24 protein-coding genes and 2 pseudogenes are annotated in these 26707 nt (G+C 55.8%); 2 read left to right on the top strand and 24 right to left on the bottom strand.

Annotated features, from left to right (window positions below; genetic code table 11):
- Positions 1–69 precede the first annotated feature (69 nt).
- Complete coding sequence (locus R1T46_RS04190; RefSeq protein WP_202346530.1) at positions 70–483, bottom strand: tautomerase family protein; 414 nt, start codon at positions 481–483, stop codon at positions 70–72.
- 9 nt (positions 484–492) lie between these two features.
- Entirely contained in the window at positions 493–1257 is a 765-nt protein-coding gene (locus R1T46_RS04185; protein ID WP_317307436.1) for an SDR family NAD(P)-dependent oxidoreductase, read from the bottom strand.
- Positions 1258–1415: 158 nt separating this feature from the next.
- Between R1T46_RS04185 and R1T46_RS04180 the strand changes: the two genes are divergently transcribed.
- Positions 1416–2309 carry a LysR substrate-binding domain-containing protein gene (locus tag R1T46_RS04180; protein WP_317307435.1) on the top strand — a complete coding sequence of 298 codons (894 nt, stop codon included), beginning with the start codon at positions 1416–1418 and terminating at the stop codon, positions 2307–2309.
- A gap of 54 nt (positions 2310–2363) precedes the next feature.
- On the opposite strand, the pseudogene R1T46_RS04175 reads toward R1T46_RS04180, so the two are convergent.
- Positions 2364–3266: pseudogene (locus R1T46_RS04175) on the bottom strand (IS3 family transposase); the annotation flags it as partial.
- A gap of 58 nt (positions 3267–3324) precedes the next feature.
- On the opposite strand from R1T46_RS04175, the gene R1T46_RS04170 reads away from it, so the two are divergent.
- A complete protein-coding gene (locus R1T46_RS04170; RefSeq protein WP_317307067.1) occupies positions 3325–4494 on the top strand; it encodes an IS30 family transposase in 1170 nt (389 codons plus the stop codon).
- A gap of 12 nt (positions 4495–4506) precedes the next feature.
- On the opposite strand, the pseudogene R1T46_RS04165 reads toward R1T46_RS04170, so the two are convergent.
- From R1T46_RS04165 to R1T46_RS04065, 21 genes and pseudogenes are all read right to left on the bottom strand, one after another.
- A pseudogene (locus R1T46_RS04165) lies at positions 4507–4752 on the bottom strand (transposase); the annotation flags it as partial.
- Between the two features lie 37 nt (positions 4753–4789).
- Complete coding sequence (locus R1T46_RS04160) at positions 4790–5044, bottom strand: hypothetical protein (protein WP_317307434.1); 255 nt, start codon at positions 5042–5044, stop codon at positions 4790–4792.
- Positions 5037–6677, bottom strand: a complete 1641-nt coding sequence (locus R1T46_RS04155; RefSeq protein ID WP_317307433.1) for a Mu transposase C-terminal domain-containing protein — start codon at positions 6675–6677, stop codon at positions 5037–5039. Before R1T46_RS04155 ends, R1T46_RS04160 begins: the two co-directional genes overlap by 8 nt.
- Positions 6620–7108 (bottom strand): hypothetical protein, encoded by a 489-nt coding sequence (locus tag R1T46_RS04150; protein ID WP_317307432.1) that lies wholly within the window; start codon positions 7106–7108, stop codon positions 6620–6622. The genes R1T46_RS04155 and R1T46_RS04150 overlap by 58 nt, the downstream gene beginning before the upstream one ends.
- Complete coding sequence (locus tag R1T46_RS04145) at positions 7098–7913, bottom strand: TnsA endonuclease N-terminal domain-containing protein (RefSeq protein WP_317307431.1); 816 nt, start codon at positions 7911–7913, stop codon at positions 7098–7100. Before R1T46_RS04145 ends, R1T46_RS04150 begins: the two co-directional genes overlap by 11 nt.
- A gap of 134 nt (positions 7914–8047) precedes the next feature.
- Positions 8048–9880, bottom strand: a complete 1833-nt coding sequence (gene glmS / locus R1T46_RS04140) for a glutamine--fructose-6-phosphate transaminase (isomerizing) (RefSeq protein ID WP_317307430.1) — start codon at positions 9878–9880, stop codon at positions 8048–8050.
- Between the two features lie 34 nt (positions 9881–9914).
- Complete coding sequence (gene glmU / locus R1T46_RS04135; RefSeq protein WP_317307429.1) at positions 9915–11279, bottom strand: bifunctional UDP-N-acetylglucosamine diphosphorylase/glucosamine-1-phosphate N-acetyltransferase GlmU; 1365 nt, start codon at positions 11277–11279, stop codon at positions 9915–9917.
- A 142-nt stretch (positions 11280–11421) separates the two neighbouring features.
- Positions 11422–11844, bottom strand: coding sequence for a F0F1 ATP synthase subunit epsilon (locus R1T46_RS04130; protein ID WP_317307428.1), 423 nt, complete (start codon positions 11842–11844; stop codon positions 11422–11424).
- Between the two features lie 47 nt (positions 11845–11891).
- Positions 11892–13286, bottom strand: coding sequence for a F0F1 ATP synthase subunit beta (gene atpD / locus R1T46_RS04125; protein ID WP_317307427.1), 1395 nt, complete (start codon positions 13284–13286; stop codon positions 11892–11894).
- 54 nt (positions 13287–13340) lie between these two features.
- Positions 13341–14204 (bottom strand): F0F1 ATP synthase subunit gamma, encoded by an 864-nt coding sequence (atpG, locus tag R1T46_RS04120; RefSeq protein WP_317307426.1) that lies wholly within the window; start codon positions 14202–14204, stop codon positions 13341–13343.
- Between the two features lie 71 nt (positions 14205–14275).
- Positions 14276–15820, bottom strand: coding sequence for a F0F1 ATP synthase subunit alpha (gene atpA / locus R1T46_RS04115; RefSeq protein ID WP_317307425.1), 1545 nt, complete (start codon positions 15818–15820; stop codon positions 14276–14278).
- Positions 15821–15848: 28 nt separating this feature from the next.
- Positions 15849–16385, bottom strand: coding sequence for a F0F1 ATP synthase subunit delta (locus tag R1T46_RS04110; protein WP_317307424.1), 537 nt, complete (start codon positions 16383–16385; stop codon positions 15849–15851).
- 15 nt (positions 16386–16400) lie between these two features.
- Entirely contained in the window at positions 16401–16871 is a 471-nt protein-coding gene (locus R1T46_RS04105) for a F0F1 ATP synthase subunit B (RefSeq protein ID WP_036211711.1), read from the bottom strand.
- Between the two features lie 65 nt (positions 16872–16936).
- Positions 16937–17194 (bottom strand): F0F1 ATP synthase subunit C, encoded by a 258-nt coding sequence (gene atpE, locus R1T46_RS04100; RefSeq protein ID WP_012138088.1) that lies wholly within the window; start codon positions 17192–17194, stop codon positions 16937–16939.
- 73 nt (positions 17195–17267) lie between these two features.
- A complete protein-coding gene (atpB, locus tag R1T46_RS04095; protein ID WP_317307423.1) occupies positions 17268–18140 on the bottom strand; it encodes a F0F1 ATP synthase subunit A in 873 nt (290 codons plus the stop codon).
- Between the two features lie 19 nt (positions 18141–18159).
- Complete coding sequence (locus R1T46_RS04090; protein ID WP_317307422.1) at positions 18160–18558, bottom strand: F0F1 ATP synthase subunit I; 399 nt, start codon at positions 18556–18558, stop codon at positions 18160–18162.
- A gap of 312 nt (positions 18559–18870) precedes the next feature.
- Complete coding sequence (locus R1T46_RS04085; protein ID WP_292049162.1) at positions 18871–19743, bottom strand: ParB/RepB/Spo0J family partition protein; 873 nt, start codon at positions 19741–19743, stop codon at positions 18871–18873.
- Positions 19744–19794: 51 nt separating this feature from the next.
- Complete coding sequence (locus R1T46_RS04080) at positions 19795–20589, bottom strand: ParA family protein (protein WP_317307421.1); 795 nt, start codon at positions 20587–20589, stop codon at positions 19795–19797.
- A complete protein-coding gene (gene rsmG / locus R1T46_RS04075; RefSeq protein WP_317307420.1) occupies positions 20577–21254 on the bottom strand; it encodes a 16S rRNA (guanine(527)-N(7))-methyltransferase RsmG in 678 nt (225 codons plus the stop codon). The genes R1T46_RS04080 and rsmG overlap by 13 nt, the downstream gene beginning before the upstream one ends.
- An 8-nt stretch (positions 21255–21262) precedes the next feature.
- Positions 21263–23149: a tRNA uridine-5-carboxymethylaminomethyl(34) synthesis enzyme MnmG gene (gene mnmG / locus R1T46_RS04070; RefSeq protein ID WP_317307419.1), complete on the bottom strand. Its 1887-nt coding sequence runs from the start codon at positions 23147–23149 to the stop codon at positions 21263–21265.
- A gap of 408 nt (positions 23150–23557) precedes the next feature.
- Positions 23558–26707 carry an efflux RND transporter permease subunit gene (locus tag R1T46_RS04065; protein WP_317307418.1) on the bottom strand — a complete coding sequence of 1050 codons (3150 nt, stop codon included), beginning with the start codon at positions 26705–26707 and terminating at the stop codon, positions 23558–23560.

The following is a 26707-nucleotide window of genomic DNA, read 5'->3' as shown; positions in this document are numbered from 1 at the left end:
TACCTCTGGGCACAACAAAAAACGCCATCCTTGGCAAAACAGGACCTCCCGGGCCTGTTGTGGGGGACATCAACGTTTAGGTTGATTCTTTCTCGCCTCAATTTCTTTCTTGCGGAGATCGCTGGCGAACTGCCCGCCAATACACCAATCCTCTGGTTGGACGCGAATACAATGCCCCCTTACTTTTTGGGCATCGACATTAAAAACCGATGCGACTAGGTCACAGAAACTCCGTGCAATCTGCTGCCGCTGCTCCAACGAGCGCCCCTCTAGCACAATGAACTCGAAGAAAAAGGACGCAGGCCCGGGCACCGTTCCTTCAATGGCAACGGATTCAGAATCAATCGGGAAGAAATACACACGAACACGATCTTTCGGGCATTCAAGGATGTGGGCGTAAAGGTCCGAAGCCCTATCAAGAAACGTTTTGACTACCTCCGTTTCCAAAGCACAACCCGATGAATAAAACTTGGCAACTGGCATGATATCCCCCTATGGAAGACCGTGGCGGCGACCGGCGTCCAGCATCAAGGTCGACCCGGTCATGGCACTGGCTTCATCTTGAAGCAACATCGAGACCCCCCAAGCGACCTGCTCAGGAGTGGTGAATGCAGCGATGGAAGATTCTGAGCGCATGCGCTCCAGGACCTCATCCGTGGTGATTCCATCTCGCTCTGCACGGGCCGCAGCAACGTTCCGCAGTCGTTCCGTTTCAGCAGGCCCCGGAGCGATTGTATGGGCGGTAATGCCCCGTTCTCCGTAACCCAAGCTCAACTGACGAACCACATTGAAAAGCGCGGCATTGGCGACACCTGCAGATGCGGCATAGGCTGTAGGTTCCAGGCCGTAATGTCCGGCGATGGCAATGATGCGACTCCCTTCCAACATTCGGTCCTCCGACGCCCGAACCACGCGCAAAAGCCCCCCAACCTTGATGTTTACCGCCTCGATCAAAATCCCTATGTCCGCTTGCGTAATACCTCCAGCGACACCGACCCCAGGGCCGTGAACAACAGCCTTAACAGGACCTACAAGGGCTCCACGAATCTCCTTAATTGAGCTATCAGAACTGACATCTGCGGCACATGTACGCAGTCCAGGAAACTTCTCTGCCAACGAAGCAAGAGCATACGCGTCGCGGGCGACCGCCAACACATCTAATCCTTTGGCCAGAAGACTCCCAGCGATGATTTGCCCAAATGCGCCCGTCGCGCCGACGATGATAATGGTGGGTCCTGTCGAGGTTTGCCGCGGCATATAGCTCCCGTTTTCTTTTTGTCAGGGAATAGAAAACTACTCTGGAACAATTTGTTCCCAATTGACTTGAGTCTAGAAACGCCACAACATACCGTCTAATACCATTTAGAAGGCTTTGTGATACCTTTTAAATATAATCTAGGGGAGGGTGTATCAGTATGGACCTGAGAAAACTGCGATATTTCTTAGCGGTTGCTGAAGAACGGAATCTCGGACGCGCCGCGGCTCAGTTACATATCTCCCAACCGCCACTGACCAGGCAGATCCATCAACTGGAAGAAGAGCTTGACGTTCAACTGTTCAACCGCACTCCAAAAGGCATGGAGCTAACCGAAGCTGGTGAACTACTCGCCCAAGAGGCCCGCAATATCTTTTCACTGGTGCAGCAGGCCTCAGAGAAAACCCAACGAGCAAGCCAAGGGCGTCTCGGTCGGCTTGACGTAGCGGTTTTCGGTTCCGGCGTTCTAGATACTATTCCCCGGATTCTCCTGCAATTCAAACAGGACTATCCCGAGGTAAAAGTGGTTCTGCACACGATGGAAAAGGAAGAGCAAATCCAGGCCCTGAGGCAGCACCGAATTACTCTCGGATTCAACCGGATGCTTAAACCGCTGCCCGATATAACAACAGAATTGGTAAATCAGGAGCGACTTCTGCTAGCTGTAAATGCCAATAGTCCCTTGGCTACTCAACCAGTTATCAGATTCCGAGATTTGGCAGATCATCCGATGGTGCTTTTCTCATCCAGCGGCCGCCCTAACCTGGTAGATAAAGTCATGTCCCTTTGTTATGCGGCTGGCTTTACCCCAGAAATAACGCAGGAGGTTGGTGATGTAGTAACAGGCGTCGCTTTGGTCGCAAGTGGCTTCGGAGTGTGCTTAGTGTCCCAATCGGGTTCGACTCTTTCGCTTCCCGGCGTCGTCTATCGAGAGATTTCAGATCTCCCTAAGGAGGCCACCATCGACCTGTCCTGTGTATACCGAAAGGATGATAATTCGAGGCTTCTTAACTCGTTTATCACTACGCTGAGAAGGTTCAAGGTAGAAGGTTAAAGGAAGAAACATCGAGATTCCTATCGCCCTCAGTAGTGGCAAGCCCCCGATATCCTAGACACCTGACAGCTTTGTGAAATACTGCTTTTCGAAGTCCACGGGGGACAGCCCACCGTTATTTCCGTGCCGGCGAACCGGGTTATAGAACATCTCAATGTAATCGAAGATATCCTGCCGGGCTGTTTCCCGATCCTTGTATATTTTCCGTTTCACTCGTTCACTCTTGAGCAACGAGAAGAAGCTTTCGGCAACCGCATTGTCGTGACAGTTTCCGCGACGGCTCATGCTGGGTTTCAATTGGTGGTCTTTCAGGAAGTCTCTCCATTCACGGCTGGTGTACTGCGAGCCTTGGTCTGAGTGAATCAGGACCTCCTGTTTCGGTCTGCGCCTCCAGGAAGCCATCAGCAAGGCGTCCATAATCAGGTCCGTCGACATCCGTGGCTTCATAGACCAGCCCACAATTTGCCGGGAGAACAGGTCCAGAACTGTGGCGAGATACAAGAAGCCCTCGTGAGTCCGAATGTAGGTAATATCAGTCACCCATCGCTCGTTTGGCTTCTGAGCCTCAAAATCGCGATCCAGATGATTGGGCGCGACATGAGCGGGCTCTCCGCCGTAATAGCCTTTGTGACGTTTGTAGCCGCGCTGAGCACGAATACCTTCCGTCTTCATCAATCGGTACACCCGATTTTTGCTGCATCTCTCGCCGAGGTCTTTGAGATCCAGGGTGATATTTCGGTAACCGTAAACGCCACCACTTTCGAGCCAGGCCTGCTTAATCAATCCCACCAAGCGACGGTTGGCCTTGGCGCGAGGGCTTTCCGGTTCATGCAGCCAGGCATAAAAACCACTGAAGTGGACTCCCAGCACTCGGCACATCACACGGACTTGAAATTCACTCTGGTGAGCCCTGATGAAGCGATACTTTACTTGGACTCTTTGGCAAAGAACGCTGCGGTAGATTCAACCGGTCAGTGCAACATAATGCACGTTGGTGTTCACCGGAGCTTTCAGGATGCAGCAGTATGTTTCAAAAGTCAGAGGGCTAACTCCACAGCAGAAGCAGGAGCTATGGGATAGGTGGAAAAAAGGCCAGTCGCTCAGTGAGATTGGGAGGGCCCTGGGAAAACATGCAGGGTCGATCACTGGAATGCTTGCGATCCACGGAGGTATTGCACCATCTGGACGGTCGAGATCCGCCAGGGTGCTCAGCACTGCCGAGCGAGAGGAGATCTCACGAGGCCTCTCAGCTGGCCTGAGTTTGAGCCAAATTGCTGAGCTGATCGAACGGTCCACATCAACCGTCAGTCGCGAGGTGCATCGTAACGGTGGGAGAAGCGAGTACCGAGCGAACCTGGCAGATCAGCGTGCCTGGGCTCAGTCAAAGAGACCTAAGAAATGCTCGCTTGCACTGAATGAGGCACTTCGGATTGCCGTCGCCACAAAGCTCCGTCTTGACTGGTCTCCGGAACAAGTAGCAGGCTGGTTAAAGCGTCAGTTCCCGGATGATAGGTCGATGCATGTGTCCCACGAAACGATTTACCGGAGTCTTTTTATTCAGGCCAGAGGTGTTCTGAAGAAAGAGCTTGTTAAGCATCTTCGCTCAAGACGCGGTATGCGCAGGTCACGGCACAGAAGCTCTGAAGAGGAGGAATCTCGCACCAGCATCTCGGATGCAGTATCTATCCGTGCCCGACCAAAAGACGTTGAAGACAGGGCCATACCAGGCCATTGGGAAGGCGACCTGATATCCGGTTCCAAGAACTCGCACATTGCAACGCTTGTCGAACGGCAGTCTCGTTTTACCATGCTGGTACACGTTGCAGGCAAAGACACGGCGAGCGTTGTTTCGGCACTTTGTCGAGAGGTTGGCCGCCTCCCAGAGGAACTTAAGAAAAGCCTGACCTGGGACCGAGGGGGTGAGCTGGGTAACCACAAGGCATTTACGTTGGCAACCGACATGCAGGTATATTTCTGTGACCCACAGAGCCCATGGCAACGAGGTAGCAACGAAAACACAAATCGGCTATTGCGCCAGTATTTCCCCAAAAAGACTGATATCTCGGGTTATTCTCAGGAGCAGTTAGATGCGTTTGCGAGGAAACTGAATGAGCGGCCGAGGAAAACACTCGACTACCTGACACCTGCTGAAAAGCTGCAAAGCATATTTGCATTGACCGGTTGAACTCACCGCGGCCTTTTTTAGTATGTCGCGCTCCTCACTGACCCGCCGCAACTCCGCTCTCAGTTTGCGCAGCTCATCCTGCTGCTCACTGATCTGTTGATGTTGACTGCCAGCATCACCGTACAGCTTGATCCATTTGTGCAGACTGGCCGAGGTAATCCCCAGCCTCCGACACACATCGGTCACTTTGTAGCCACGCTCCGTGACCTGTTTGACCGCCTCAATCTTGAATTCCTCGGAGTAACGCTTTCCGCTCATTGCCAACACCTGTAGATTTGCGTTTAGTGTAACGCTATCAGGCGTCTACTGTATCGGGGGCTTGCCAATGAGAGCTCGTTGGGTACAGGAACTGGTCCAGAATCCTCATCATTGCATGGCGTCGGATATGGGCGGGCAATGCCTTTTCGGCGTCATCTACTATTGGAAAACGAGCCAGCATCCTTGCTGTAGCCTGCGGCGAGTTAATGGGTGGCAGGGCATTAATCAGAGGCTGCCATTCGTATTCCCGGATTTCTGCTTCCCGATACTGTGCCATTGGCAGTTTAATCATCATCGTCCTCCAGGAAGGCATCCATATCCGGATAATCGATATTGTCGCTTGATTCGGTTTTGTCAGAACGGAACGGCACTACATCAGCTGGACGGGCCTGCTGCGGTTTTTTGTTGGATTTGATTCCGCTGCGGTTTCGCTCCAACTCTTTTTCTTTGACGCGGTTCTGTCCTATCCCTCGAAGTCGCTCAGTATCCGTAACAGATGGTTTGCTGGCTTCTTGCCGCTTCTTCGCAGTGGCAACAATGTTCTCAATGGCGGCTAGGGAATCCGGTTTCTGATAATCCTCGTCTTGCTTGGCGGTGGCTTTGGTTCGATTCATCTCTTTCAGTATTCCTGCGGCCTCAACGAAACTCATACCTTTGTATCGACGGCTTCGGTCCGAAAGCTCACATACCCAGTAGTTTTCGAATGAGGAGTCAGGCCTAAGGTAAACAGTATCGGTGCGTCGCGGGTCAAACGCGATTTCCACTTTTGAAGGGCGGCTTTGGCGGATGCGATCGAACCAGCCTTGGGCTAGCGCCTCCTGACACGTGTAAACAAGCCCTTTGAAGGTGATGCCTACCTGTGACACTGTTCCACTCTCATAGGGAAGGAGATTGATGCGAGTCAGATCTTCGTCACAGGAGCGAAGCTTCCCGGTACGGTTTTGAATTCCCCAGTTCCATAGTTCCCGAGGCACCGCTGGCAAATCTGTGGGCATGTCAGGCGCAAAATCATAACCTTCAACGACGTGCTGGGTGTTGTAGAAAAGGACCAGATTGATCAACATTTGTGTGAATTCCAAAAGATTCAGGTCTGCATCCAGCTCATAGCGCTTGCCAGCACGTTTTTTTCCATTTACCGGCTCGACCACTCCGCCGACATAAGGTCGGAACTTACTCTGAATGGTGCCGAAAAATCGCTCGCAGATGGCTTTGTCATCACCCCGGTAGGCTCGTGAGTTACTTAGCTGGATACCAAACCTGTTAACCAGAACATCGGCTTGTTTGTACAAGAGTTCGCCCCGGTCAGCCATGATTCCAGCGGGAACCCCCATACTGGGCCAGTCTTCTCCCCCAATATTGATTTCGTATTCGCGACAATAGGCTACTTTGTCACTGAAGGCGTTACCTAGGGCCATCATCGCAGCCACCCACGACGGGCTTTCCAGGCCTACATACATGCCTACCACCATTCGGCTAAACACGTCTTTGACGAAGTACAACACAGGGCGACCAATGATTACGTTTGGGTCTTTCTCTGCTACCAGATAAAGGTCTGCAATGGTTGCGTCTATTTCATACCGTGCCCCTGGGCCGAAGTTCAGATTGGCCGAGGTGCTGGTCAGCGCCCTTTTATCTTTCTGATAGATACGGCTTGGAGTCCGCCTCCTTACCACCTCGTTCTTGCGATAATTGGTTTCATAGAAGTATCTGAACTGCCTCATGGTGGGCAGGCTTTTTTCAGTTGCAGAGGGGTATCGAGCTTTGAAGAGCCCCACTGCTTTGTCCCTGGCCGCGGTAAGTGGCACCTTTTCGTTGGTCAGGTAAAAGCCATCAAGCGCCATCCGAAACAGCTCTGCAACTTCCTCCGTTACAGGAACGCCAACTCCTGGTGAAACTGTTCGTTTTGGACCAACCTTGTTTTCCACTTCCCGTCTGGGTTGCCGCATTTGTGGTAGTCGGGCACCAATGCATTCGGTGCCATTCCCCTCTGCCAGTAGCGGCGAAGCTGTCGAATGATGTATTGCCGTGTTGTATCGGTGGATGCCAGGGCCTCTTTGATCAGGCGATTTCGTTCGTTTTTGACGAATAGTGACAGATGGTGGGCCAGCAATGGACTGAGCGTGTCCCAGGCTTCATCACGCCTTTTGGCGCCAACGCTTCCTTCCTTCACACTTGGCAACGGGTAGGGATCCGGAATGGAGGCGTATCCAAGTTCCTGAAACTCTTGTTCCGACACGGGAAAGGGCCAAGCCTTCTCGCTATCGACATCAATCATCATCAAATCACTGAGTTGCTCCAGGACCACGCGGTAGCGTTTGCCAGTCTCAGGGTCTTTGACCACCCGGTTAAGAAGCATGGTTCACCTCGCCGGCGAACGCTGTATCCCTGAGTGTCAGATCACTGAAGGTCCAGCTGTGAAACGCTTTATTTAATGGAGCCCTTATAAACCGGTGTGCAACCGCATGTCGAAGCGCGCCGAGGTGAAACCCCGGGTCCAATCCGTATTGGTCATCAAGCTTTGCGCAAAGCCTTGTGACCTTGGTCTTTGGATGCCTTTTCAATCGGTGTAACAGATCCTGGACTTCTGTGGCTCCCAGTTGCTGGTGGTCAGTTATATCGGGGCTTAGATAGGGCTGGATCCACGGGAGATTCTCCCGCATTCCGTCGGACACCTCCCTCTCAGTGAAAATCTTCCACTCCACCCCACGGGTTTCCCAGTAGGTTTTTTCGATTTGCAGTTTTTCTATAACTCGCGACTTGGAAAGCTCTGCAGAAGATTTCACTGCAATCGCAAGCTGCTGCTTCGACGAGAGGTCAATCAACAGGTCGGTGGAAACCACAGTCAGCGAGCCACGAATCTGGGGGTGCCGAATTCCTAAACGTGTACAGATATCGAGAGTATCGTTTATCGGGAGGGGATATTGCTCTCGTATATCAGTCGTTTGTTCGAACTGATCAAAGACCAGGAAGGCGAAAAGCTCTATACCAGACAGTAGGTGATGAACTCTACCAACCGAAGCACTGCGGATTCGAACACTCTCACCTGAGCTGCTGAGTTCATGAACCTTGATGAACGGCTCGTAGTCTTTACCCGTTCCCCGTCCCCGGGTTTTGAGTAGCTTTTCGTGCTTCGGATCAAGCGGTTTATTGGTATCTGTCATGAAAAAGGCCCCCTGCTGAATTGAGAATAGCAGGGGGCCTACTTTGATCAAACTTTAATGTAAATAATCAAACATTAATGTAATTTGTCAAACTTTAATGTCCTCTGACATCTCCAGGCCTACGTATATGCCCGCTACTCAACCGTCACACTTTTCGCCAGATTACGGGGCTGATCCACGTCAGTGCCTTTCAACACAGCCACGTGATAGGACAGCAACTGCAACGGCACGGTGTAAACGATCGGAGAGGTGATTGGATGCACCGACGGCAATGGCATCACATGGATGCCTTCCTGGGGCCGCACGTCCGCAGCCTGGTCAGCAAACACAAACAGTTCACCACCTCGAGCCCGGACTTCTTCCAGGTTGGATTTCAGCTTTTCCAGGAGCTCGTTGTTAGGCGCAACGGTGACGACCGGCATTTCGCTGTCCACCAGGGCTAGCGGACCGTGCTTGAGTTCACCAGCCGGATAGGCTTCGGCGTGGATGTAGGAAATTTCCTTGAGTTTCAGCGCACCTTCGAGGGCCACCGGGAACATGGCGCCACGGCCCAGGAACAGGCTGTGATTCTTGTCCATGAAGGATTTCGACAATTCGGCGATCTCGCCATCCAGGGCCAGCACCTGATCCACCTGTCCGGGAAGCAGGCGGATTGCTTCAACAATCTCAGCTTCCCGCGACTCTTCCAGGCCATTGTGGCGTGCCAGTGCCAGGGTGAAGATCAGTAACGCGGTTAGCTGGGTGGTGAAAGCCTTGGTGGAGGCGACGCCGATTTCCGGGCCGGCCTGGGTCATGATGACCAGGTCGGATTCACGGACCAGGGAACTGCCGGGCACGTTGCAGATTGCCATGGCGGCGCGGAAGCCGGCCTTTTTTGCCTGGCGCAGGGCGGCCAGGGTATCGGCGGTTTCGCCGGACTGGGAGATACACAGGAACAGGGTATCCGGTTGAATCACATGTTTGCGGTAGCGGAACTCGGAAGCTACTTCCACGGAGCAGGGCACGCCTGCCAGGTCCTCGATCCAGTAGCGCGCCACCATACCGGCATGATAACTGGTGCCACAAGCAATGATCTGAACATGGCGGACGTTTTCCAGCAGGTTGCCGGCCTGGGTTCCAAGAGCCTGTTCCAGCACACGGGTGTTGGTCACCCGGCCTTCTGTCGTTGCACGGATAACCCTCGGCTGCTCATGGATTTCCTTGAGCATGAAGTGGCGGTACTCGCCTTTTTCAGCGGCATCCTGGCTGTGTTCAAAACGGGTGACTGCGCGTTCAACCGGCTGCTTGTTGCGATCATGGATCTCGATGCGGTCGCGGCGGATGTCGGCAATGTCCCCTTCCTCGAGGAACATGAAACGATCCGTGACTGGCAGCAATGCGAGCTGGTCGGAGGCAATAAAATTCTCGCCAATCCCGACACCGACTACCAACGGACTGCCCTCGCGGCAAACGACCATGTGGTCAGGCTCGTCAGCATGGATCACCGCCAGGGCAAAGGCACCGCGCAAGCGCTGAATTGCACTGCTTACCGCTTCATAGAGGCTGTTGCTGAGGCGGAATTGCTTTTCGATGAGGTGCGCAACGACTTCGGTATCGGTCTGGGAGGTGAACTCGAACCCATCGGCTCTCAGCTCTTCCCGCAGCTCCTGATAATTCTCGATGATGCCGTTGTGAACAATGGCCAGTCGCTCACCGGACATGTGCGGGTGCGCATTAATCTGGGAGGGCTCACCATGGGTGGCCCAGCGGGTATGGGCAATACCGGCGGCCCCTTCAAGCCCATTACCAGTGATGGCATCAGCCAGGGCAGCTACCTTGCCCACTTCGCGGGCCCGATTAATGGCTTGCTTGCCGTCAATCACGGCCATGCCGGCGGAGTCGTAGCCCCGATACTCCAGTCGGCGCAGGCCTTCGAGAAGAATTCCCTGAACATCCCTTTCTGATACCGCACCTACAATGCCACACATGTCGCTGTCACCTGTCCGTTATAAATCGTTTAAATCACTTTTTCGTCGGCCGTTCCCAGCCAGAGATATTGCGTTGCCGGGCCCGGGCAACCGCCAGTTCGCTTTCCGCCACATCCCGGGTGATAGTGGAGCCGGCGCCAATGGTGGACTCTGCGGCAACGCTGACTGGTGCCACTAGCGAAGTGTTGGAACCCACAAAAACATTGTCACCAATAACAGTTCTCGACTTATTCACACCATCATAATTACAGGTGATGGTTCCTGCACCCACATTTACGTTACGGCCAAGTGAGGCATCGCCAACATAACTGAGGTGATTGATCTTGCTGCCCTCGCCCACATCGGTTTTTTTGGTTTCAACAAAGTTACCCACCTTGGTGTTGGCCGCCAGCCGCGTACCCGGCCTGATACGGGCAAAGGGCCCGATATTGGCTCCTGCACCGATCTCCGCACCGTCAATCACGGAGTGCGCTTCGATGTTTGCGCCGGCCGCGATACGGCTGTCCCGAATCACGCAACCCGGCCCCACGCTGACGCCGTCGGCCAGGGAGACCTTGCCTTCAAACACCACATTAACATCGATCAGGACATCCTGGCCCACGGATAATTCACCGCGTACATCAAGTCGGGCGGGATCGGCCAGGGTTGCGCCCTCGGTCATTAACCGGTCCGCTTCCTGACGCTGCACCCAACGCTCAAGCTCGGCAAGTTGAAGGCGGTTGTTAACACCCTGTACTTCGTACTTCGTGCCGGGTTGGGCAACGGCGATATCCACACCGCGCTCAGCGGCCATGGCAATGATGTCCGTAAGATAATACTCGCCTTGGGCGTTACGGTTGGAGAGCTGCGGCAACCAGCCCTTCAGGTGGCGCGCCGAGACCGCCAGAATCCCGGTATTCACCTCGCGGATCTGCCGCTGGACCTCGGTGGCGTCCTTCTGTTCGACAATGGCACACACCTTGCCATTGTCATCCCTCAGGATGCGCCCGTAACCGTCCGGCGTTTCCAGGTTCACGGTTAGTAACGCGAGTGAATGGTCACTTACTTGAGAGACCAGTGCCTGAAGTGTTTCGACTCTGGTTAATGGCACGTCGCCATAAAGGATCAATACCCGAGCCTCATCCGGCAAAGCCGGCAGAGCCTGGGCAACCGCATGGCCTGTACCCAGTTGCTCTTCCTGCAATGCCCAGATGAGATCCTCGGCCGGGGTAATCTGCCGGACCTGTTCCGCACCATGACCAATAACGCCGTGGATACCAGATGCGCCCAACTGGCGGGCAGTATCAATAACGTGATGGAGCATGGGCTTGCCAGCCACTCGATGGAGAACCTTCGGTAGCGACGATTTCATTCTCGAACCCTGGCCGGCAGCCAGAATTACAACGTGAAGGGGAGTCATACGATTACCACGCTCCGGGTCGGTGGTCAGTTTCAGTGCCTGGATACAAAAAAACCGCACCCTTGGTTGCCCGACAACGTTTCGTTGTTCCCGGGCCACTCAGGATGCGGTTTCGGTGATCGGCAGTCCCGAACAGAAATGCTTAACGCATCTTGTTGCGCAGCTGCTGAATGGTTCGAAGCTGGGCAACAGCTTCGGCCAATTCGGCGGCGGCACGGGAATACTCAAATTCACCACTTTGGTTGGCGAGTGCCTTCTCAGCTTCACGCTGAGCCTCGATCGCCGCTGCTTCGTCCACATCCTTGGCACGGACGGCAGTGTCCGCGAGCAGCGTCACCAGATTCGGCTGAATTTCCAGATAACCACCAGACACGTAGAGGATTTCTTCCTCTCCGCCCTGCTTGATTATCCGGATGGGGCCCGGTTTCAGCTGAGTCAGCAGAGGCGTATGACCCGGGGCAATACCCAGGTCACCTTCTGAGCCCGCTGCGATCAGCATTTCAACCAATCCGGAATAGATCTTTGTTTCGGCACTTACCACGTCACAATGCACGGTCATACCCATGTTGTTGCCTCTTTGATCGATCCGGAAACAAGCGCATAAGGCTTAGATTACTTCTTCGCCTTGCTCTTCATTTCCTTCGCTTTCTCGACCGCTTCCTCGATGGTACCAACCATGTAGAATGCTTGCTCGGGCATATCATCATAGTCGCCGTTGAGAATGCCTTTAAAGCTGCTGATGGTTTCCTTCAAGGAAACATACTTACCGGGCGAGCCGGTGAAGACTTCAGCAACGTGGAACGGCTGGGACAGAAAACGTTCGATCTTACGGGCCCGGGCAACGGTGAGCTTGTCTTCTTCCGACAGCTCGTCCATACCCAGAATCGCGATGATGTCTTTCAGTTCCTTGTAGCGCTGCAGGTTAGTCTGCACGCCACGAGCCACTTCGTAGTGCTCGTTACCAATCACCAGCGGGTCCAGCTGACGTGAAGTGGAGTCGAGCGGGTCGATCGCCGGGTAAATACCCTTGGAAGCGATGTCACGGCTCAGTACCACAGTCGCGTCAAGGTGGGAGAAGGTGGTCGCTGGCGACGGGTCCGTCAAGTCATCCGCTGGCACGTATACGGCCTGGATGGACGTGATGGAACCTGTCTTGGTGGAGGTAATTCGCTCCTGCAGTTCACCCATCTCCTGAGCCAGTGTCGGCTGGTAACCCACCGCGGACGGCATACGGCCCAGCAGTGCGGATACTTCGGTACCGGCCAGCGTGTAACGGTAGATGTTGTCGACGAACAGCAGTACGTCACGACCTTCGTCACGGAACTTCTCAGCCATGGTGAGACCGGTCAGGGCCACACGCAGACGGTTTCCGGGAGGCTCGTTCATCTGGCCGTAGACCATCGCTACCTTATCAAGGACGTTGGAGTCCTTCATTTCGTAGTAGAAGTCGTTACCTTCACGAGTCCGCTCACCAACACCGGCGAATACGGAGAGACCGGAGTGCTCTTTCGCGATGTTGTTGATCAGCTCCATCATGTTGACGGTCTTACCAACACCGGCACCACCGAAAAGGCCAACCTTACCACCCTTGGCGAACGGGCAGATCAGGTCGATAACCTTGATGCCGGTTTCCAGCAGGTCGGCAGAGGCAGACTGATCTGCGTATCCCGGTGCCTTACGGTGAATCGCCCAACGCTCTTCTTCGCCGATTTCGCCGGCTTCGTCGATGGGACGACCCAGAACATCCATGATACGGCCCAGGGTCTGGGTGCCAACCGGTACGGAAATGGCCTTACCGGTGTTATCTGCTTTCAGGCCTCGCTTCAGGCCTTCAGTGCTGCCCATGGCGATGGTACGAACAATGCCGTCACCCAGCTGCTGCTGGACTTCCAGAGTTGTATCGCCACCTTCAAGCAGCAGTGCGTCATATACGTTGGGTACGGAGTCACGTGGAAATTCCACGTCGATAACCGCGCCAATGATCTGAACGATGTGTCCGCTACTCATGCTCGGTTCCTCGTTATCTAGATAGTCAATAAAACCAGTTGGATTGTTGGCGGATCAGACCGAAGCCGCACCGCTGACAATCTCCGAAATCTCTTGGGTGATGGCTGCCTGACGCGCCTTGTTGTAAGCCAGCTGAAGCTCGTCGATGATGCCACCGGCGTTGTCAGTTGCACTCTTCATGGCGATCATTCGGGCGGCCTGTTCACATGCCAGATTTTCTACCACACCCTGGTACACCTGGGATTCAATGTAACGTGGCAGAAGGCCATCGAGGATCTGCCTGGCATCGGGCTCGTAGAGATAATCCCACTGGTTCTTGATCTCTTCCTCGTCTTCCCCCGGAGGCAGCGGCAGAATCTGCTCCACCTGCGGGGTCTGGGTCATGGTGTTTTCGAACTCGTTGCTGACCAGGTAAAGACGGTCGATCTTGCCTTCCGAGAACGCGTCCAGCATGACTTTGACGTTGCCGATGAGTTTTTCGGAGCTCGGGCTGTCCCCCAGATGGGTCAGAGCCGCAACGACGTTGCCGCCGTAGCTCTTGAAGAAAGAAGCACCTTTCTGCCCGATGGCGCACAGATCAGCCTCTACTCCTTTCTCCTTCCACGCTCGCATGTCACGGACAAGCGCTTTGAACAGGTTGATGTTCAGACCACCACACAGGCCACGATCCGTAGACACCACCACATAGCCCACGCGCTTGACTTCACGCTCGACCATGAACGGGTGCTTGTACTGAACGTTCGCCTTGGCAATATGCCCAATAACCTGGCGCATCTTTTCCGCATAAGGGCGCGTTGCCTTCATGCGTTCCTGAGCCTTGCGCATCTTGCTCGCCGCGACCATTTCCATGGCGCTGGTGATCTTCTGCGTGCTCTTGATGCTGGATATCTGGTTACGTATTTCTTTTCCGGCGGCCATAACTCACTGCCCTCTCAAGTTAGACACTCATTGCTCGAAAATCGGCCCGCAACGCATTGCAGGCCCATTCGTTACCAGCTCTGAGTGGTCTTGAATTTCTCAAGTGCAGCTTTCAGGCTCGCGGCGATTTCATCGTTGTAATCGCCTTTTTCGTTGATCTTGTCGAGAAGTTCTTTCTGCTCGGACCGCATCCAGTCCAGCATCAGTGCTTCGAACTTCACTACATTGTCGACATCAACGTCGTCCAGGAAGCCTTCGTTGGCTGCGAACAGAACCGTACCCATTTCAGCCACGGACATCGGGCTGTACTGATTCTGTTTCATCAGTTCGGTCACCCGCTGACCGTGCTCAAGCTGCTTACGGGTCGCTTCGTCAAGGTCGGAAGCAAACTGTGCGAAAGCGGCCAGTTCACGATACTGGGCCAGCGCCAGACGGATGTTGCCGCCAAGCTTCTTCATGATCTTGGTCTGGGCGGAACCACCCACCCGCGATACCGAGACGCCTGCGTTCATCGCCGGGCGAATACCGGAGTTGAACAGGTTGGTCTCCAGGAAGATCTGGCCGTCGGTGATCGAGATCACGTTGGTCGGTACGAACGCGGAAACGTCGCCGGCCTGGGTCTCGATGATCGGCAGAGCCGTCAGGGAACCGGTCTGGCCCTTCACTTCGCCGTTGGTCAGTTTTTCAACTTCGTCGGCGTTGATCCGGGACGCGCGCTCCAGCAGACGGGAGTGCAGGTAGAAAACGTCACCCGGGTATGCTTCACGGCCCGGCGGACGACGCAGCAGCAGGGAAATCTGGCGATAGGCCACAGCCTGCTTGGACAGATCATCATAGATGATCAGGGCGTCTTCACCGCGGTCACGGAAGTACTCACCCATGGACGTGCCGGAGTAGGGCGCCAGGAACTGCATCGCTGCAGGGTCGGCAGCACCGGCGGCGACCACGATGGTGTGATCCATCGCACCGTGCTCTTCCAGTTTGCGCACAACCGCGGCAATGGAAGACTGCTTCTGGGCGATAGCCACGTAGATACACTTGATGCCAGTGTCTTTCTGGTTAATGATCGCGTCGATGGCGACAGCGGTCTTACCAATCTGACGGTCACCGATGATCAGCTCACGCTGGCCCCGGCCGATTGGCACCATGGTATCGATAGCTTTCAGGCCGGTCTGGACCGGCTCGTCAACGGATTGACGAGCGATAACGCCGGGAGCCACTTTCTCGACCGGTGAGGTCTGGGATGTACCCAGTTCGCCTTTACCGTCGATGGCATTACCCAGACCGTCAACGACACGACCCATCAGTTCGGGGCCAACCGGTACTTCCAGGATGCGACCGGTACAACGAACCTTCTGGCCTTCCGCCAGGCCTTCGTAGTCACCCAGTACAACCGCGCCCACGGAGTCACGCTCCAGGTTCAGGGCCATACCGAATATACCGTTGGCAAATTCAATCATCTCGCCGTACATAACGTCGGCAAGACCGTGGATCAGTACGATACCGTCAGAAACGGAGAGGATCGTACCTTCGTTCTTTGCATCAGAAGAAATATCGAGCTTTTCGATTCTCTTCTTGATGATGTCACTGATCTCGGATGGATTCAGTTGCTGCATGCCTTTATCCTCAAACCTTGTGCTGAAATCAGGAGCCCAGAGCGTCGGCCAATTTGGTCAGCTTTCCGCGTACAGAGGCGTCAATCACCATGTCGCCGGTGCGTACAATCACACCACCGATCAAAGACTTGTCCATTGACGCTGCGAGTGACACTTGGCGCTCGAGTTTGGTCGACAGTGCCTGGGCGAGCTTCTGCTGTTGTTCGTCCGTCAACTCATATGCAGAGGTGACGTCTATATCAACAGTGCGCTCAAAGTCAGCCCGGTACGTATTGAAGAGCGCTGCAATCTCGGGCAGAAGACTCAACCGGCGATTGGCCGCCAGAATCATCAGGAAGTTGCTAACCGACTCTGTAACGTTGTCTCCAACGCACTCCAGAATCATCTCTGCCTTCTTCTGCTCTTCGGTGCCTGGACTGGAGAGAAGCTGTCGAATGTCTTCGTTGGCTGTAATCTGCCCGGCAACGGTTAGCACTTCAGACCATTCAGCCAGTTGCTTCTGGTCCTGAGCGGCCGAAAATGCTGCCTTTGCGTAAGGGCGGGCCAGCGTTCTCAGTTGTGCCATGATAAACCTCGTCGTTTAGAGTTCTGCTGCCAGCTTGTCCAGCATCTCACTGTGCTTGTTGGCATCGACAGAGGTTTCCAGGATCTTCTCAGCACCGGCAACCGCGATGGCGGCAATTTCTGCACGCAACGCGTCACGAGCCTGATTGCGCTCCTGCTCAATTTCGGCCTTGGCCTGCTCAATCAGCTTCTGGCCTTCCTTGCGGGCATCGTCTTTCGATGCTTCCACAATCTGGGCCGCACGCTTGTTGGCCTGTTCGATCAGGCCAGCCGCTTGCTGCTTGGCTTCACGCAGTTCCTGAGCTGACTTTTCCTGAGCCAGTTCCAGATCGCGCGCAGCGCGGTCTGAGGCAGCCAGTCCGTCAGCGATCTTCTTTTGACGCTCCTGCAGTGCGGCCATAATCGGCGGCCACACATATTTCATGCAGAACACGACAAAGATAAAGAACGCGATGGCTTGACCAATCATCGTCAAATTAATGTTCACGTCTTCACCTCTCGCCTGTTGTGTAAAGAATCATCAGACCGGGAGTGTCCCCGGCGGCGACTCGATTAACCGGCGATCTGGCCGACAAACGGGTTGGCGAAAGTGAAGAACAGAGCGATACCAACACCGATCATGGTTACGGCGTCCAGCAGGCCTGCAACGATGAACATTTTAACCTGCAGCATCGGGGTCATTTCCGGCTGACGCGCAGCGCCTTCCAGGAACTTGCCACCGAGGATACCAAAGCCGATAGCAGTACCCAGGGCACCCAGGCCGATCAGCAGTGCAACGGCAATCGCGGTCATTCCAACTACAGTTTCCATGATAACTCCCAGTTTTCAGTTAGGTTTTCAGTTTAAGGGTTTTGGTATTTAAACTACGGTTTAATGGTTCCGATCAATGACTGTCTTCGTGAGCCATGCTCAGGTAGACGATCGTCAACATCATGAAGATGAACGCCTGCAGCGTAATGATCAGAATGTGGAAAATAGCCCAGGGTACCGACAGCGCCCACTGTGCCCAGAATGGTAGCAGGGCAATCAGGATAAAGATCAGCTCGCCGGCGTAGAGGTTACCGAACAGACGCAGTGCCAGTGAAATGGGCTTGGCCAGCAGGCTCACACCTTCCAGCAACAGGTTGACCGGAATCAACAGTACCTTGAGGAAGAGGTTGTCCGAGGAGAACGGATGCAACGTCAGCTCTCCCACAAAACCACCAATGCCTTTCACCTTGATGCTGTAATAGAAAATCAGGAAGAAGACCGAAAGTGACATGCCCAGTGTGACGTTCACGTCGGTGGTCGGCACCACTTTCATGTATTCCAGCCCCATGAGATGGAAGAGCTGCGGCAGGAAGTCCACCGGCACCAGGTCCATCAGGTTCATCAGGAACACCCAGCAAAAAATGGTCAGTGCCAGCGGTGCAATTACTTTGTTACGCCCGTGAAAGGTCTCTTTCACACTGGTGTCGACGAATTCAACCATGATTTCGACGAAGTTCTGCAAGCCGCCCGGCTGATCAGACGTTGCGCGCTTGGCAGCGATGCGGAACAGAATCAGAAACAGGGCACCGAGGCCAACCGCCCATCCGAGGGAATCCACGTGAACAGCCCAAAACCCCATGTCGGAGGCTTCCTGAGCTGTCTGGGCCATCGTCCAGCCCGCTTCTGACGTGACCGACCCGTCCGCACGCTCATACCCGGCCGGAAGGTTTCCGTAGGTAAGGTTCTGGAGGTGGTGCTGGATATACTCTGATGCGCTGCCTGCCATAACGTTCTCTCAGGTCCTGTTAGCTTCGCTGCGTTCTGCGGCCCGCAAGGAGCGGAGTCAACCAATTGGTGACCAACATGATCGCAAATGATAAAAAAAGTGCCGCTATATCAAGCGACGGAATCCATTTGAACACCATCGTAAACAGGATGGCGCACAGGATGAGCTTGCCGGCCTCACCCTGGTAAAAAGAACTCATGATCTGCCTGGCAGACCGCGCGCCGGAGTAGCGGAAAGCCTTGAAGGCAAAATAGCCGTGGGGCAGAAGAAAAATAAGCCCCCCACACAGTGCTGAATAACCGGCCACCTGGCTTTGAAAGAGGAATGCCAGACTGACGACGACCAATACCACACTTTCTATTACAAACCATCGTGCGATGGGCGGACGCTGTATCCCACCCTGTTCAGCCTTCGTCATGGTATTTCCCGGTTGCCACACCGCTTTGGTTCGGTGCCGTTTATTAATTAGACAATCGCACCGATACAAGCGCCGCAGATTATATGTGTTCAATCTACACGAATCAACAAAACCGGAACGGTCGCTCCGCCCCGAAACACGCAGAAAAACTGGCGTTGGGGGAAATGGGGACACAAATAGACACCAAAACGAAGGGGCAGCACTATATGTAGTGGTACCTAGTCAAAACTGACCTTTGGTACCCCGTCGTTGGTCGCAGATTGCCAACACTAAATTGTTAACAGTGGCACTGTGGGAATCTTGCCGAGGGCGTTACTTGATATGGCCCAGAATGCCATCCAACTCGTCGAGGGAGGTGTATTCAATCACCAGTTTGCCCTTGCCACGTTGGCCATGGTCAATCGACACCCGAGCACCGAGTCGTTCGGCCAGGTCGTCCTGCAGGGCGCGGATATTCGGATCCACTTCACCCTTGGTTTTCTTGCGGTTCGGCGATTCCTGTTGCACCCGGCGAACCAGGGCTTCCGTCTGCCGAACCGACAGGGACTTCGCGACCACCTGTCGTGCAACCTGCATCTGCTGCTCGGGTTGAAGCGTAAGCATGGCTCGGCCATGACCCATTTCCAGATCACCGTGCTCCAGCATGACACGAACGTCTTCCGACAGGCTGATCAGTCGCAGCAGGTTGGTGATGGTGGTACGGGACTTACCCACCGCTTCAGCGACCTGAGCCTGGGTCAGGCCAAATTCGTCCTGCAGACGCTGTAACGCAAAGGCTTCTTCGATGGGATTGAGGTTCTCGCGCTGGATATTCTCAATCAGCGCCATGGCGATGGCGGCGTCATCCGGCACGTCACGGATAATGGCAGGAATGCGGTCCAGCTCGGCCATCTGGGTGGCTCGCCAGCGGCGCTCGCCTGCGATCAGCTCAAAGCGGCCTTCGGCAATCGGACGCACTACCACGGGCTGCATCACACCCTGCTGACGAATGGAGTCAGCCAGTTCCTGCAAGGCCGCCGGATCCATGTCACGGCGAGGCTGGAACCGGCCACGCTGGATCAGGTCGATCGGAACTTCCCGGAGCTCACCATCGTGATCCTTCAGTTCCTGGTCCAGGTTGACTCTGGAGCCCTGCAACAGAGCGCCCAGTCCGCGCTCACCCAGTCCTCGTTTCTTCGCCGCCATGGTATTTGTCATTCTTCCCGATGAAATATCTGTGTGCAAAGGAGAGGTAGTTTACACGGCAACGGCCGCAGATGTCTTTTGCGATCCATGCCGGCGTACCATTTCACCGGCCAGGGCCAGGTAGGCCACCGCGCCCTTGGACGCGCGATCGTATTTCAGTGCCGGCATACCATAGCTCGGGGCTTCCGCCAGCCTCACGTTTCGGGGGATCACCGCACGGTAAACCTTGTCGCCGAAAAACTCGTTGAGCTGGCTGGAAACATCCAGGGTCAGGCTGTTGCGGGGGTCGTACATGGTGCGCAGGATGCCTTCCACCTGCAGATCCGGGTTGACGGTTTCCTGGATCTGCTCAACCGTGTTCATCAAGGCCGCCAGGCCCTCCAGGGCATAGTATTCACACTGCATGGGAATCAGCACCGTATCCGCCGCTGACAGCGCATTGACGGTCAGCAGGCTGAGGGACGGCGGGCAATCGATGAGGATGTAGTCGTAGTTCTCCCGCACCTTGTTCAGCGCGAGACGCAGGCGATGCTCGCGGCCGATTTCGTTCATCAGTTCCACTTCGGCGGCGGTCAGGTCGCCGTTGGCCGGTAGTATGTCGAACCCCGAGACTTCGGCCCGGAAAATCACCTCGGCTGCCGTTGCCCGCTTGGTGAGCATGTCGTAGCCGGAGCGCTCCAGGGCATTCTTATCCACACCACTTCCCATGGTGGCGTTGCCCTGGGGGTCCATATCCACCAGCAACACGCGGCGCTTGGTTGCGGCCAACGACGCAGCCAGGTTGACGCAGGTGGTGGTTTTACCCACACCGCCTTTTTGATTGGTCACTGCAATCACACGCGCCATGACTCGCCTCCTGTCGTGAAATTCTGATGGCTGGAATCCCGACCGATCACCAGCAGGTGCCGGTCGCCGTCCGAGCCAGGTACCGATAATGACTGTCGGGATGTTACCTGCCAACCTGCTGGCAGGGCAGCCACCTCATCATCCGGAAACTGGCCTTTCATGGCAAGGAACTCACCCTCATCCGCAAGCAAATGCCCGCACCAGTTGACGAGGTTATCCAGTGCCGTAAACGCACGACTGCTGATCTGTCGGTATCGGAGTGCGGGATCACAGCTTTCAGCCCGGCCGTGAATGATCTCCACATTCTCAAGGCCAAGTTCCAGCACACACTGGGTCAGGAAGCGGGTTTTCTTGCTGTTGCTGTCCAGCAGGGTAAAACGCCTTTCGGGCAACGTGATCGCCAGGGGGATGCCGGGCAACCCACCACCTGCGCCAACATCCAGCAGATGGTCCGCGGTTACAAACGGCAGGATACTGAGGCTGTCCAACAACTGGCGAGACACCATCTGTCGTGGCTCCCGCACAGCCGTCAGGTTATAGGCCCGGTTCCACTTATTCAGCAGGGCCAGAAACGCCAGCAGCTGTTGCTGGCTGGCGCTGTCCAGTTCCAGGTTGAGGTCACCCAGGCCCTGGGTGAGCTGGCGTTGCCAGAGTGCGTCGCTCATGGGCGCACTCAGGCGGATTGCTTGCGCAGCAGGTCGCGCTTCTTGAGATGTACCAGCACCTGGGAAATGGCGGCCGGGGTCACGCCCTGGATGCGTGAGGCCTGGGCCACGGTTTCCGGCCGTACTTCCTTGAGCTTCTGCTTGATCTCGTTGGACAGCCCGCCGATGGCATCAAAATCAATATCATCCGGTAAACGGGTATTTTCATTCCGGCGCAGGCGCTCGATTTCGTCCGCCTGGCGGGAGATATAACCCTCGTACTTGATCTCGATTTCCACCTGATCCGCCACCGCAGGGTCGTCTGCTTGGCCTTCGGCCATGTCAGCAATGTGGCGATAGTTGATTTCCGGGCGCCGCAGCAGCTCTGCGAGTGTCTGGTCGCGGTTCATGGGCTGGCGCAGGTGGCTGTTGGCGGCGTCACCGCCAGATGTACCCGGATGAATGCGCGTGGTTTCCAGGCGCTGACGTTCAGTCGCGATGGCTTCACGCTTGCTGTTGAAGGCCTGCCAGCGTTGGTCATCCACCAACCCGAGCTTGTGACCGGTTTCCGTCAGGCGAAGGTCGGCGTTGTCCTCCCGCAGGATCAGCCGGTATTCAGCACGGCTGGTAAACATGCGGTACGGCTCGGAGGTACCCATGGTGATCAGGTCGTCCACCAGAACGCCGAGGTAGGCTTCGTCACGGCGGGGGTACCATTCGTCCTTGTCCTGGGCACGCAATGCCGCGTTGATACCCGCGAGAAGGCCCTGGGCACCGGCTTCTTCATAACCAGTAGTGCCATTGATCTGGCCCGCAAAGTACAGGCCCTGAATGAATTTGGTTTCCAGGGTGTGGCGCAGATCCTGTGGGTTCAGGAAGTCGTACTCGATGGCGTAGCCGGGCCGCGTAATGTGGGCATTCTCGAAGCCTGGAATGGTGCGCACAGCGGCAAGCTGGATATCGAACGGAAGACTGGTGGAGATGCCGTTGGGGTATAGCTCATTCGTCGTCAGCCCTTCCGGCTCCACGAAAATCTGGTGCGAGTCCTTGTCGGCAAACCGGCTTACCTTGTCCTCGATGGACGGGCAATAGCGAGGCCCGATGCCTTCGATGTTACCGGCAAACATGGGCGACCGGTCAAAGCCACTGCGAATGATGTCGTGGGTTTGTTCGGTGGTGCGGGTAACGTAACAACATACCTGTTCAGGATGCTGGTTACGGGAACCCACGAAGGACATCACGGGCGCCGGGTCATCACCCCATTGCTCCTGCATCACGGAGAAATTCACGCTGCGGGCATCGATACGGGGTGGGGTGCCGGTTTTCAGGCGCCCGACGTTGAACGGCAGTTCTCGTAAACGCTGTGCCAGCGCGTTTGCCGGTGCGTCACCGGCACGGCCACCGGAATGCTGCTGCATGCCGATGTGGATAACACCGCCAAGGAAGGTTCCGGTGGTCAGCACCACCGTGGGCGCGCGAAAACGAATGCCGGACTGGGTCACCACGCCGGTAATGCGCTCACCATCCACAATCAGGTCGTCAGCAGCCTGCTGGAACAGGGTCAGGTTGGGCTGGTTCTCGAGGATTTCGCGGATCGCCGCCTTGTACAGCACCCGGTCCGCCTGGGCGCGGGTGGCTCGTACCGCCGGTCCCTTGCGCAAGTTGAGCACGCGGAACTGGATGCCCGCCTTATCGGTCGCCATGGCCATGGCACCGCCGAGAGCATCGATTTCCTTGACCAGATGGCTCTTGCCGATGCCGCCAATGGCGGGATTGCAGGACATCTGGCCCAAGGTCTCAATGTTGTGGGTCAGCAGCAGGGTCTGCGAACCCATGCGTGCAGCCGCCAGCGCGGCTTCAGTGCCGGCATGGCCACCACCAATGACTATGACATCGAAACGGGTCGGATAATCCACAACATCACCTCGGCAAACGGGGACTCAGAAAATTTCTCGGTCTCAGGAAACAGCCTGAAAATCAGGGCGGGGAGTATAACGCCTCACCCGGTAAATTGCAGTCAGAATGTGCAAATTTTAACCAGACAGGCGGGGTAATCGAAAGACCTCGAGCATTACCTACCCGATATACAGGGTTCCACGCCGGGTTTCACGAATAGTGGATAACCGAAATCTGACAGATATCAGCGGCTTGTAGACACCTTCTCAGAAAACTTTTCAAGAAAGTTATCCACATCTCAGAAGTGCTCTAAAACGCCCCATAATGTTGCTTAATTTCTTGTTTTATAATAATTATTTTTGTTTTAACCAAAGCTTATCCGAAGGTTATCCAATAAATTATCCACAGTTTGGTGCTACCTGCGGTCGTCAGAACTGATCCATCTCTTTCGATTGCGGGGCGGCCGCCATGCCGCGACCACCAGGGGACCGGCTGGCCTGTTTTTCAAGCTCCAGTGCAATCGCGTTGGTGGACTTGGCAAACCGCGCCAACAGGTTGTAGAGCACCGGAATGATAAACAGAGTCAGGGTGGTGGCGAACACCAGCCCGCCGAGGATGACGATACCGATCGACGCCCGGCTTTCCGCCCCCGCGCCCGTTGCGAGCACCAAAGGCACGGCACCGAAGACCGTGGATATGGTGGTCATCAACACCGGCCGGAAGCGCAGGCTGGCACCTTCCAGAATCGCGTCCTTCACGTCATAGCCCTTATCCCGGAGCTGGTTGGCAAACTCGACAATCAATATGCCGTTCTTCGCCATCAACCCCAGCAACATGATTATGCCAATCTGGCTGTAGATATTCAGGCTGATGCCGGCCCACCACAGGCCCAGCAGGGCTCCGGTAACCGCCAATGGTACCGACAGCATGATGATCAACGGGTGAATCCAGCTTTCGAACTGGGCAGCCAACACCAGGAAGACAATTACGAATGCCAGGCCAAAGGTGACATAGATCGCCGACGACGATTCCTGAAATTCCCTCGATAGTCCCTTGTAGCTCACCCTCGCCTCCGGCGGAAGGTTATCCACAGCCAGGTTGTTCAGATACGTCAGTGCCGACCCCAGATCATAGCCATCGGCCAGCGAGGCACTGATGACAACCGCCGGCAAGCGGTCGATGCGTCTCAGGTCGGGATTGGCACCGATTTCCTCCACCGACACCAGCGCCTGGAGAGGGATCAGAGTGCCTCCCTCACGGGGGCGCAGGAAGATCTGCCCCAGGTCCGACGGCGTCGCCCGATCAGCGTCCGCGGCCTGGAGGATGACGTCGTATTCGCGTCCGCGGTCCAGGTAGGTGGTGACTTGCCGTGATGCCAGCATGGTCTGCAGCGTCAGACCCACATCTTCGATGGTGACATCCAGGTCCGCGGCGCGCTCCCGGTCGATGGACACACGCAGTTCGGGGCGGGTCAGTTCGAAATCAGTGTCCAGGTTCAGCAGGTTCGGGTTGTCCTTCGCTCGCTCGACGATTTCCTCGCTCCAGGCCTGCACACTTTCGTAATCCGGCCCGGCCACCACGAATTCCACTGGTTGATCAAAGCCGCGCTGCCCAAGCCCCGGTGGGTTCACCGCAATCGCGCGAATACCTGTGACCTGGCTAAGCTTGCCTCGCAGCTCGCTGGTGATCTGTTGTTGTTTGATCTCACGGTCTTCCCAGGGCACCAGGCCCATGATCATGAACGCGTTGTCCTCTTCGTCGCGGAAGCCAACGATTGACAGCAACCGATTGGAGACACCCTCTTCCAGGTAAGGCAACAGTTCCTGCTCCGCCTGACGCACATAATGATCGGTGAACTCGACCGTCGAACCCCGTGGGGCGCTGGTCGGCATGATGATGACGCCCCGGTCTTCTGTGGGTGCCAACTCCTGCGGCAATCTTGGAAAAATCACGATGGCAACGATAAGCCCGACGAGCCCAAGGCCCAGCAACAACCCCGGCTGGTTTAGGGCGAATCGGAGCATACGCTCGTAGCCTTGGGTCAGACCGTTGAGCACTTTCTCACTGGCCGCCCACAAACGGTGCCCTTCCGCCGATTCCGGGCTATGCCGCAACCATTTCGAGCACAGCATGGGCGCCAGGGTAAGTGCCACCAGGCTGGACACCACCACCGCCGCCGCCAGAGTGAAGCCAAACTCGGCAAACAGTCGCCCGATGTTGCCGCCCATAAACGAAATCGGCACGAACACCGCCACCAGGGTGAGCGTGGTGGCAATAACGGCAAAGGCCACCTGCTTGGCGCCGCGATACGACGCCAGCAGTGGCGGTTCGCCCTCATCGATCCGGCGCTGGATGTTTTCCAGCATGACGATGGCGTCGTCCACCACCAGACCAATGGCCAGAATGACTGCAAGCAAGGTCAGTACGTTGATGGAGAAACCGAGGAAGCCCAGCCCGATAAAGGCGCCGATAACCGCCACCGGGATGGTCACCGCCGGTATCAAGGTGGCCCGCCAGGACCGCAGGAACAGGAAGATCACCAGAATGACCAGGGACACCGCAATGGCGAGCGTAAACACCACTTCCTTGATCGACGCGCGGATGAATATCGACTCGTCGTAGCTTTCGGCAATGGTCACTTCCGGGGGCAGGGTCTCGCGTATCTTCTCCAGCTCCGCACGCACGGCATCGGACACCGCCACCGTGTTGGCCTTGGATTGACGAATGATGCCCATGCCGATTGCAGTCTTGCCGTTGGCCCGCAGTCGGCTGACATCGGACTCAACCCCCATCTGGACATTCGCCACCTCGCCGAGGCGCAGAAGATCATTGCCGTCGCGACGAATCACCAGATCACGGAACTGCTCCACATTGGTGAGCCGGCCTTCCGCACGCACCGTGAAGTTACGGGTGGAAGAGTCCACCGAACCCGCGGGGAGTTCAACGTTATTGGCTCGCAGTGAACGCTCGACTTCGGCCACGGTGATATCCCGTGCCGCCAGGCGTTCACGGTCCAGCCAGACCCGGATGGCGTAGCGCCGCTCACCACCAATGCGTACGTCGGCAACGCCATCCAGTACCGACAGTCGGTCGGCAAGCACCCGTTCGGCAAAATCGCTCAATTCCGCACTGTCCCAGATGTCACTGCGCAGGGTCACCCACATCATCGGGCGAGCGTCCGAGTCGGCCTTCTGGACGACCGGCGCCTCAGCCTCTTCGGGCAGCTGATCGGCAATGCGGGACACGGCATCGCGCACATCGTTGGCGGCGATGTCGACATTGCGGGAAATGGTAAATTCGATACTGGTTCGGGATTCGCCCTGTTCGGTGGAGGACTCAATGGAGCGAATACCTTCGATCCCACTGATAGCCCCTTCAACCACCTGAGTGATCTGGGTGTCCACCACTTCGGCGGCGGCGCCGATGTAATCCGTGGAAATGGACACCACGGGTGGGTCAATGTCCGGATACTCCCGCACCGGAAGCCCCAGCAGCGCCGCCAACCCGAAAACCACAATAAGAAGACTGAGAACCGTCGCAAAGACAGGGCGTTTGATGGAGACATCAGACAGGATCAC

Origin of the sequence: Marinobacter salarius (assembly GCF_032922745.1) — a bacterium.
Taxonomy (GTDB): domain Bacteria; phylum Pseudomonadota; class Gammaproteobacteria; order Pseudomonadales; family Oleiphilaceae; genus Marinobacter.
This window is presented reverse-complemented; position numbering and strand designations above follow the sequence as displayed.

What these genes read in the sequence shown, in the direction of transcription:
- R1T46_RS04190 (WP_202346530.1), bottom strand. Translation starts at nt 483, where the DNA reads ATGCCAGTTGCCAAGTTTTATTCATCGGGTTGTGCTTTGGAAACGGAG.
- R1T46_RS04185 (WP_317307436.1), bottom strand. Translation starts at nt 1,257, where the DNA reads ATGCCGCGGCAAACCTCGACAGGACCCACCATTATCATCGTCGGCGCG.
- R1T46_RS04180 (WP_317307435.1), top strand. Translation starts at nt 1,416, where the DNA reads ATGGACCTGAGAAAACTGCGATATTTCTTAGCGGTTGCTGAAGAACGG.
- R1T46_RS04170 (WP_317307067.1), top strand. Translation starts at nt 3,325, where the DNA reads ATGCAGCAGTATGTTTCAAAAGTCAGAGGGCTAACTCCACAGCAGAAG.
- R1T46_RS04160 (WP_317307434.1), bottom strand. Translation starts at nt 5,044, where the DNA reads ATGATTAAACTGCCAATGGCACAGTATCGGGAAGCAGAAATCCGGGAA.
- R1T46_RS04150 (WP_317307432.1), bottom strand. Translation starts at nt 7,108, where the DNA reads ATGCTTCTTAACCGGGTGGTCAAAGACCCTGAGACTGGCAAACGCTAC.
- R1T46_RS04145 (WP_317307431.1), bottom strand. Translation starts at nt 7,913, where the DNA reads ATGACAGATACCAATAAACCGCTTGATCCGAAGCACGAAAAGCTACTC.
- glmS (WP_317307430.1), bottom strand. Translation starts at nt 9,880, where the DNA reads ATGTGTGGCATTGTAGGTGCGGTATCAGAAAGGGATGTTCAGGGAATT.
- glmU (WP_317307429.1), bottom strand. Translation starts at nt 11,279, where the DNA reads ATGACTCCCCTTCACGTTGTAATTCTGGCTGCCGGCCAGGGTTCGAGA.
- R1T46_RS04130 (WP_317307428.1), bottom strand. Translation starts at nt 11,844, where the DNA reads ATGGGTATGACCGTGCATTGTGACGTGGTAAGTGCCGAAACAAAGATC.
- atpD (WP_317307427.1), bottom strand. Translation starts at nt 13,286, where the DNA reads ATGAGTAGCGGACACATCGTTCAGATCATTGGCGCGGTTATCGACGTG.
- atpG (WP_317307426.1), bottom strand. Translation starts at nt 14,204, where the DNA reads ATGGCCGCCGGAAAAGAAATACGTAACCAGATATCCAGCATCAAGAGC.
- atpA (WP_317307425.1), bottom strand. Translation starts at nt 15,820, where the DNA reads ATGCAGCAACTGAATCCATCCGAGATCAGTGACATCATCAAGAAGAGA.
- R1T46_RS04110 (WP_317307424.1), bottom strand. Translation starts at nt 16,385, where the DNA reads ATGGCACAACTGAGAACGCTGGCCCGCCCTTACGCAAAGGCAGCATTT.
- atpE (WP_012138088.1), bottom strand. Translation starts at nt 17,194, where the DNA reads ATGGAAACTGTAGTTGGAATGACCGCGATTGCCGTTGCACTGCTGATC.
- atpB (WP_317307423.1), bottom strand. Translation starts at nt 18,140, where the DNA reads ATGGCAGGCAGCGCATCAGAGTATATCCAGCACCACCTCCAGAACCTT.
- R1T46_RS04090 (WP_317307422.1), bottom strand. Translation starts at nt 18,558, where the DNA reads ATGACGAAGGCTGAACAGGGTGGGATACAGCGTCCGCCCATCGCACGA.
- R1T46_RS04085 (WP_292049162.1), bottom strand. Translation starts at nt 19,743, where the DNA reads ATGGCGGCGAAGAAACGAGGACTGGGTGAGCGCGGACTGGGCGCTCTG.
- R1T46_RS04080 (WP_317307421.1), bottom strand. Translation starts at nt 20,589, where the DNA reads ATGGCGCGTGTGATTGCAGTGACCAATCAAAAAGGCGGTGTGGGTAAA.
- rsmG (WP_317307420.1), bottom strand. Translation starts at nt 21,254, where the DNA reads ATGAGCGACGCACTCTGGCAACGCCAGCTCACCCAGGGCCTGGGTGAC.